General features: G+C 39.0%; 5 protein-coding genes and 2 pseudogenes. 2 read left to right on the forward strand and 5 right to left on the reverse strand.

The features are described from left to right. The 4 genes from DA100_RS10480 to DA100_RS10495 all read right to left on the reverse strand — a co-directional run. Window positions 1-802, reverse strand: an 802-nt coding sequence (locus DA100_RS10480) for an outer membrane beta-barrel protein (RefSeq protein ID WP_138972084.1), incomplete at its 3' end; no start/stop codon positions are given. Between the two features lie 233 nt (window positions 803-1,035). After that, entirely contained in the window at window positions 1,036-2,793 is a 1,758-nt protein-coding gene (locus tag DA100_RS10485) for a hypothetical protein (RefSeq protein WP_138972085.1), read from the reverse strand. A gap of 59 nt (window positions 2,794-2,852) precedes the next feature. Further along, a complete protein-coding gene (locus DA100_RS10490) occupies window positions 2,853-3,977 on the reverse strand; it encodes a hypothetical protein (RefSeq protein ID WP_138972086.1) in 1,125 nt (374 codons plus the stop codon). A gap of 192 nt (window positions 3,978-4,169) precedes the next feature. Next, window positions 4,170-5,111 (reverse strand): helix-turn-helix transcriptional regulator, encoded by a 942-nt coding sequence (locus tag DA100_RS10495; RefSeq protein WP_138972087.1) that lies wholly within the window; start codon window positions 5,109-5,111, stop codon window positions 4,170-4,172. A gap of 505 nt (window positions 5,112-5,616) precedes the next feature. Here DA100_RS10495 and DA100_RS21320 point away from each other — a divergent pair. After that, a pseudogene (locus DA100_RS21320) lies at window positions 5,617-6,019 on the forward strand (IS3 family transposase); the annotation flags it as partial. A gap of 304 nt (window positions 6,020-6,323) precedes the next feature. Here DA100_RS21320 and DA100_RS10500 read toward each other — a convergent pair. After that, the gene (locus tag DA100_RS10500) at window positions 6,324-8,345 is read right to left on the reverse strand and encodes a hypothetical protein (protein WP_138972088.1); all 2,022 of its coding nucleotides are present in this window, start codon (window positions 8,343-8,345) and stop codon (window positions 6,324-6,326) included. 481 nt (window positions 8,346-8,826) lie between these two features. Here DA100_RS10500 and DA100_RS10505 point away from each other — a divergent pair. Beyond that, window positions 8,827-9,239: pseudogene (locus DA100_RS10505) on the forward strand (IS1 family transposase); the annotation flags it as partial. Window positions 9,240-9,355 lie beyond the last annotated feature (116 nt).

Genomic DNA, 9,355 nt, shown 5'->3' on the forward strand with positions numbered 1-9,355 from the left:
AATCGAATCCGTATTGATTTAAATGCTTAGACACAGCCTTAGCTCTTTCTAATGAAAGACTCTTATTATATTTGTAACCTCCATGGTTATCTGTATAACCGACTATATCAATTCTACTTACATTATCATTGGCTAATGACATTCGTCTAATGGCATTCTCTATTTGTCTAAACCCTTTTGGTTCGTCCGAATTATAATCAAAGAATAAGGTTCCGACATATAGTCTTGTCTCTTCATTAATACTTGGTCTACTCTCATAGTAAACCGATTCAAATGAAGCATCATTTGAAGGAAATCGATAAGTTAAACCAATTTGAAAGTTATTAACATCTGCTTGCCCCGTCGAGTTTGATTTACCAATTCCATCTAGGTATTGATATTCCCCTAAGAAAGATAAATGATTATTAATAGGGACCTCAAAGCCAACGGCTGTTATTAGGTCAATATCATCAATATCGATATGATTTTTAGTAACATTTAGGTACCCAGCACCTAATTTGCCATACAAGTCGAAAAAACCACCAACAGGATAACTTACTTTAAAACTGCTCACAGCACCAATAGACTCAGCGAAAGCGCTAGAACTTTTTATACTACCAAGGCTGAGAAGTTCTAACTCCAAACTGAAATTATCAGTGAATTGATAGCCGGAATAAACTGAATAAGATATGGATTTGTTGTCACAGTTACTTGACTCAACACACGCGTCTTTGAAATGAGAAAATCCAGCTTTTGAACCAATATAAAAAGAGGAGACTTCACTGCCTAAAGCAGATTGAGTTGAGAATAAAATCGCTCCCATAATGGGAAAAATCGACCTGAATGCTAACACAAACTTAACCTTAATTAATTTAATGACGCTTTACCCTTACCCCATCACACATTAAATGATGAAAGTGAGGTAGTAAAACTGAACGACCAATACGCCCAATTTTACTCCTCAATGTTTACATATAAAACAAAAAATTAAATTAACACAAAAGAATAGGGAAATTCCTACAATGATTGGCGTGTGGCATTTTAATTACTAATTAACTACCACGACACATTTGCATCGATAAAGTTACTTCCCCAAACCAATGCTTTATTTGAGTCTGAGATATAAAATCCTCCGCGTACCTGGCTTTCACTATCTGAATAATTAGAGAATCCGCCCAATTTAACTTCATCAAAGTTCAAGTTGAAAATGTCTTGTTCCAAATTCAAGTTGGGATCATCCTCTGATATACACTCTTTCCCATTCGGGATACAGCCACCGGATTTTTCATCTCCCCACGCAAACACACCTATGTGATTAATCAAAAGAAAGGCGCGATTATTTGACGTGATCTCAATGGTCCCGTATTTTGGAATACTTTCAGGTAAAACTCCCCCATAAGACGCTCCACCCCAAACCCATAACTGTTCAGTGTTATACAAGGCAAAGGCCCCTTCGCTTGATACGCAATGAGTACTTGTATCAAATGATGTGCTATCAAGTTGTTGTTGTAGCGAACTAGGAATATATCCCCCTTTCTCATCATCTCCCCACGCTGCAAGACCTTTAAATCCATCTGCGATCGCTACAAATGCAGAATCAGTTGCACATAGACGAGAGATCGGTTTATCACGAATAAAGGCTCCCGCAGACGAACTTAACTGCCCGCCATATCCGCGTTCTCCCCAAGCCTCAACATTTCCGTCGTTGGTGATAGCCGCAAACGCATAACGTGTCGCTTTAAGATCCTTAATATTTTGGTAGGTTTTTAACTCAGCACTCACTCCCCAAGTGTATACATCACCTTCATAAGTCAATATCGCGAAACTATTTGATGTGGAAACGACATACCTAACATTTAAAAGTTTGTTAAAAAGGTCATCAGGCAGATCCCCACCATAATTGGGGTTGCCCCATGTAACAACACGATGCCCCCCTGTCGGCATTAGAAACGTGGCTAAATAAGCTTGCGATGTATAGTAAATGTCACTGACTTTTCCGCCCAAAGTTATTAATCTATTAATTTCGGCTTGAGTATTTTCAGGGATAAAAGCCCCTTTGTTTGAATTGCCATAAACTTCGACATGACCATCTTCTTTAAGGACTGCTACGGAATATGCACTGGGAAAGACACGTGACACTTCTGTGGTGGACACCAAATTCGAGAAGTGCTCTCCCCATAAAGTAAGCGTCTTATTTGTTTTTAAAACTCCAAAACCATTTAATAAAGAGTAAATACGTTCAACATTGTATTGTAAAGGTGGCAATAACGATTCACTCCCACTTCCATATGTAAACGCATTTCCCGTTTTATCGACGGTAAGAAACGCTGAGTTAGTAGTTACAAATTTACTCTCTTTAAGCTGGTCTTCTCCCTGATCGTACATATTAAAATCGACACTTTGTGTTATATAACTCCTATCTCCCTTCAACACCGATTCTGAAATGATAATGTCACTGCGACATTCCATAGGGGAAGCGTTTTTATCCGATATTTCTAAACAGTAAGTAAAGTACTTACCCAGAACATCGAGCTGATTTGGAATTGATGCGGGTATAGGAGGGTTACCATCGTCATATATAGTACCGGCGACGAGATAGGAAGACGCTAGTGTACAATCTTCTATTTCATCCGTTACACATGTCGCATAATTTATAATGATGTCAGAAGCAGGTGTTGTTTGATAAACAATATTGGTTTCGCTACCTAACACAGGTTGACTATCTAATGATAAGTTATCGACTGTTGGTGAAACGCTGGCTGTTGCATATTGACTAACAAAGATTAGTAGCCAATATTTAAGTTGCTCATTCATACTAAACTCCAAAAACGAAGTGGACTCGATGAGCCCACTTCAATGGTGATTAAAAACAGTTATGCGCCATTATCCGTACATACAACTAATCCATGGGCATCAATTGGTGTAGGGGCAACCTCAAACTCGCCACTAGAATCTTCAAAGCCAATGGCATAATAGTCCCCCCAAATTGAGTCCGGAACCTTCCTAGAAGTCCAGAATATTTTATGCTTAGGCCACGCTGAAGCTAGACCACCTGAACCGGGTTTTCCTTCCGCATTCATAAGAGTTGCAAACTTTTCAGGATCCTCAACAAGAGTAAGACCAAGCTCTGTACAAGCAGTTTCGGCGGCGCCTTGTCCTATGACAGAGAACTTGTAAGCATCGCCAGCAGTACTTGTCTCACCGGTTGCATCGACACGATGCGTCTCCAACTCGCTTTCAATGACTGACGTCTCGTCAATCATCAGAGGTCTAAAGTATGAATCGACAATATTACCACCAGGGTAGTTCTCATAGATCATAAACGCATTACTTGTCAGCTTATTGCTAGTAACGATACCCTGCGCTGGTTCTTGGGTTCTAGCTTCAATGATGACCCTGATGAAATCACCTGCATGCAGTTGAGTTGGACCAGGACCCTCATTGGGAATAACAAAATTGGGGTCACCTACAAAACCTGCGAGATCTTCCCAAACAGTAGGACTTGACTTTTTAGCAAACTGCCATTGAAAACGCGCTTTGCTAGGATCTTCGACGTCACCTGGATCGCTATCAGTGAAGTCATATGTAGCTGTTATTACAGAGCCTATTGCCGGAAAACCACTCAACTTAATATTACTAACTACAGGTCGCTCATCACGCTCAGACCCTTCTAGGTCTAACAGAGATAATTCTTTAGAACACCCTTCGAAAATGACATTCTCATCATGATCTGTTCGTCGTTCACAACCTACTACATAATCGGATTGTTTTTGTACATCTTCAGATAAATACAGTACTTTCCCATCACCAATTTTTTCATTTGCATCGTTCAACCAAATATACTTCGATGTTTGATTTTTAGATTCATGAGAATCAATCACGAGCTTGTGACCTATCGCGTCTCTTGCCATATCGACATTAACGAGCGATTCACTACTTGCATAAGAGTTCATGCTAAAAATAGTCGTGATCGCCATGCAAACTATTGTTTTTTTCATATTTTAGCCTTTAAGTTTAACGTTGTATTAATGCCTTACCTTGCTTTAATCGAATATATAAAAACATCCTAGCTAAGAAAGGCATGAGAAAAGAGAATGTCGAGCCTTATGCTTTGTTCCACATTTATCTTTCATGAAAAGGTTATTTCAAGCCAAACAAAAATGAAACGACAATATGATGAAAAATTATTCTTAAATGCTGTTTTTATATATCATCATTATCTTCGGATTTGTAAGAAAGTTATGGATTTCAATTTCGATCATGTACGTGACAATACTCTTGTATGACGAATTTCTTAGAACTCCAACCATCTTTCCGTTAAAAGATTCCATTAGAAGACGACTATATTCCAACGAATCTGATAATACATATATCTTTACAATTCTTGAGTTGTTAACAATTTCATTAATAATTAATGAAATTGAACTTAAATTCCATTTCTTATGGAAAGGCTTGAATGAACTCACAACCAAAAACTGTTCATCAGCATGAGCATGAGCATGACACAAGTTTGCTTCAGATGATGGAAATAAATTCATTAATTTCAATAGCTTTGAATGATTGCAGACACTATAGTGAATATGCGATATTAAATGCGAATCGTTCCACGTTAATAATATCGTTTTAGTAAATACAGTATCCTTACATTTTGCCACCCACTCTTGGTATGCTTCCTTCTTAACTCCTAGTAACCTTCTTTGTAACTGAACTATACTTTCATAGGAAAAATGGCTAGAGCCACTAGCTTTACCATTAATAAATGTATTAACAACCAATTCCGCATCAGTAAAAAATCCATAAGCCGCAGTTCTTTCCCCTGCTTCATTAATCTTATCCAAAAAACAGTCAAATTTCGAACTTTGCAGTTTGGATAACTTATTCTCAAATCCACCACTTTTCACTACCAAATCATAAAAATATCGAATATCTCCTTGAAGCCACCTTATAATTATTATTGCTTTTTTTAATTGTATCGGAACAACACCACGCTCCCATCGACCATATGTAACAACACTAAACGAAGGTGGGATTAGCGAACTATTCACAACACCATCCACGAGCATTTGCTGAGTGAGCCCTTTTTTTTCCCTAAACTGCCTTAATACATTACTAAGTAGTTTGTTATTTTCCATAGAACTTTCCACAATGAGAAACTTATTATGTTACACAGACTAATAAAACCCCAAATACAAAAAACGCAAAACATCATTTCAAGTAAATAGTTAGGCGCATATGAAACTTGACATCTTGCGACCGCCCGTAATATCTAACATTTAGCGAAAATGATTAAATTAATATCCGAATAATCCTACAGAAAATGTAGTCTAGACACACTTTGTTGCGTAAATCGCTGGAACTAAGTCAGTAACCCACGATCTGGTCTAATGGAGCCGGACACTAAATTAAGAGACAATACTTGCCAGATCAATGATGTGAAAAATGACAGAGAAAAGAGCTTACAATCGAGATTACGCAGCTATTTTTAGAATTTATTTCGCCGAAGATGCTGACACGTTCGTGATAATTGGGAAATATTGCTGCCTTTGAGGCACTAACAAAGAGGCATGTGATTTTTGATGAAGAGTCACGTTTGACCTCCTGATAGTAGTGAGAGATAGTTTAACCGAATATTGATATCAGAGGGAGGAGCAGACCATCCCATTAGGCTTCTGCCTTCTTCGTGAAAGAAATGAAGTAAAGTTTATCTTTACCAAAACGGAGTCAACCCGATACACAGTAATCCATCTTTGTCAGACGATGAGAGTAAGCCGCTCAGGTTATTACGACTGGCTGAAACGCTGAACCTGTATCGTAGAGTGAGGTGGCCATTTAAACAAAGCCGACAGACTCTTGGTAATTCGAAATGACATAGAAGCTCCATGAAGAAGGCTTTACCGTTGGCTGGTACAGGGTTCGTACAATGATGAGCAGGCTTGGCCTAAAAGTGACTCCGCGAGTGGCTTACAAAGTCACGACGAAGCGCATGCAGTAGTCGATAACTTGTTGAAACAGAACTTCAACAGTTGCTCCTAATCAGGTTTGAGTGGGAGATGTTACTAATCTGAAAACAGGTGAAGGCTGCATTCGGTGAACAATGACATGTCGTCGGTTAATTATGAAAAGTCTCTAAAGAAAGTGTCCGGCTGAAGTTGACCAGAACAAAACTCGTTACAAAATAACTAACTGGAAGCATTACAATAAATCCTCAATTAACCGTGGCTCTCTAACCTTTTGAGCGGCGTAAACATAGAAAACGTCCTCGAGATGGTCTGTCTTAGCGCCAGCAAAGCTGATAAAAGGTGATCTAGTTGAGGTTCTAAATCACCTTTTCTATTTAATACTTATTATTCACTATAACAAGCTGAATACCCCTCACCGTAGTCTACAGTTGAATTCCATTCATAGACTTCTCCTGAGTCCATGTTTACGTAGTAGTGATGGTGATAATTCGATGGTGAAACGCCAAATAAATAAAATCTCCCCGTTGGCCATCCATATCTTTCCCACATACTGCCTGAGCCGACTGGACCATAAGCCCCTTGTAATGCGTCCCTTAAGTTTTCGTCAATGTGTCTTTGATGACTTGCCTTCCAGTTCGTTCGACCAGCTAACTCTATCTGGTTATAGCGAGTGCAAAGTTCTGCCATTTCATTGTATCGGTTTTGGAATCGATAGTACTTTCCTTCTTCTTTTTCATCGTATATTAGAGTCTTACCGTTGATAGGAGAAGTTTCAGCGGCTAGTTTAGTATAAAAAGATTCACTAACTGTTGCTGTAACCAGTGTATTAGAGTCAGGCACTGAATTAACCTTAATGCAGCTATTATCAGCGTTATGGCGACTTGTACCATTTATCAAACCATCACAAACATAAGGAAGATCACCACCACCGCCAGTAGAAAAGTCGCCCCAAATTGTAAGATCCGATTCTCCACAGTTAGGGTGGTAAGCTAAGAAGTACCCTGATGCATAATCAATTGGTGATTGAGTTGAGTACAGATCAATGGGATTATTACATGCGAGTGTCACATCAAGAGCTGTGTCTGCTGAAGCCCAACTGGTTAACATATAGTTACTACCTAAACGATTAACTGTCGCATATGCATCAGAACTTGATATCGTTTGGTTCGGAACACTGATGTTAAATAAATTTTCTGCTTCTTTGGAGAGCTTTGCTGTACCTAAACTCCAATGTACTTGACCATTAACAGAGTCTGTAATCAATACACCATGGTTACTGGTAAGCACTGAAAACTTACCTACTGTTTTTGATGATACATCCGTAAACTGAGAGTCTCCCCAAATTGCAAGCTTGCCTGTGCTACTGTCAGTAGCCACAAATGAACACTTTGTTGCGTATACTTCTGGGGAGTTCATTGAAAGGAGTACGGTTTCAGCTTCATTATCAATATGTCCGCCACAAGTGTCATCTCCCCATGTAAGGACTCCTAAGGCAGTTGTAGCGGCAAACGCTGATTTGGTTGCTTGAATTTTTGTACTTTCATCTGCGTTGATAATAAAATGCACGTTGTTAGGAATTTCACCAGCGCCTTCAGTGTCGTCTGGTGTTCCGTCCCAAGCAACCCAGTGATTCGTTGATGTTCGAACTAAAAAGGCGTCTTTGGTTGCATAAACTTCGTCGGCTATTTGCCCTGTTAGTGCTGTTTCCGCGTAGTGCGGCATTACACCTCCGGCCTCAGGGTCTCCCCAAGTCACGATGTTACCTTTATGAGTGATGGCCAACCACGCTATCGGCTGTCCAATCTCTCCTCCTGTATGGTAAATGGCTTTAACTGGATCGGCTGAAGATAGTCCCTCTATAGGGGTAAATAGCCCACTTTGTGGATTGTATTCTTGAACATAGTGTTGTGCGCTGGATGTACCAACGATAATGAAGCTATCTGAACCTGGGTACACTTGTTCAACATTTGCGATAGTTTGTTCATCTCCCTTTAGGATGATTCCATGCCCCCAAGTAACGGCAGTGTTGGTGTTAGTTGATAACGCCAACATAGCGTTGCCCGAAGCATACATTTGATCCGGTTGAATAAGTGATAGCAAGGAGGATAATTGATTATTTATTACTCCTCCGTAGTTCTCATCACCAAATGCCACTACTTTGTCATATTTTCCTTCATTGTTCTGTATGATGAAGGCGCCAGCATTCATGTTTATCCCTACAGTTTCGGGGAGCGGTGATGTGTTGTTAAATCGATAACTTTTAGATTGATTGAACCAACTCCGTTTAGCAATATCATGAGATATTAAATTGCTCTCATTGGTGTCAACATTATTATTTGCAAAAACACTTGATGACATCGGTACTAAAGCTAAAAAGATATACGACCATAACTTTCCATATTTCATAATTGATACCTTATATGTAATTAATTAACTTGGTTGTGTTCTAAATGTCGGTGATACTTTATAATTGGAGACCTCCTTGTTTTTATTCTCAATTGTAACTTTTTAACTATTGTTTTCTTTGTTATTAGTGAATGGGAAATCACAGAAATAATTTAACATACACCTTTAGTACATATCATAAATTTACCTAGAGAAAATGATGTTTATTGTGACTTTTTTGACTATTGTTTTCTTTGTTATTAGTGAATAGGAAATCACAGAAATAATTTAACATACACCTTTAGTACATATCATAAATTCACCCAGAGAAAATGATGCTTATTGTGACTTTTTTGACTATTGTTTTCTTTGTTATTAGTGAATGGAAAATCACAGAAATAATTTAACATACACCTTTAGCACATATCATAAATTTGGTCGTGACTCCAACATGGAGAACTTGTGTTAAAATGGTAACCTTTTCACCCTCAGACAAGAAATCATGGCTACCATTCAAGTTCAATGTCGATTTTGTAATCAAACTGAACATGTATGTAAACACGGCAAGGGGATAACGGGCTTTCAGCGATTTCGTTGCATAGAATGTCAGCGTTCCTTTCAGCAAAAAACTCTCGCCAAGGCAAGTGACCTCTATCCCCTTCGATAAAGCAAACATCACTCTAATCTGTGAAGTTGATGAGCAATGGTCATTCGTAGGTAAAAAGAAAAATCGCCGCTGGCTTTGGTATGCTTGGGAGCCTCGCTATAAGCGCATCATTGCTCACGCATTTGGTAGCCGTAATACGGATGCGCTCGTTGCTCGCTTTGCTCAAGCCGTTTGATATCCGCTTCTTTTTTACCGATCACTTCTGCGTTTACACAAAAGAATTACCAAGGGAAAAGCATGGTAAGCGTTCACCAGCACCGTGTTGACTAAGTGTTTAGGTAAAAACTCGTGTGTTTAAGATCGAGCACATTTGGGTACGGCTGCTGACGAACAACAGCATTGACTATGCGTGAAAGCGTATCAA

This window comes from Vibrio sp. Hep-1b-8, assembly GCF_006124995.1.
Lineage (GTDB): Bacteria > Pseudomonadota > Gammaproteobacteria > Enterobacterales > Vibrionaceae > Vibrio.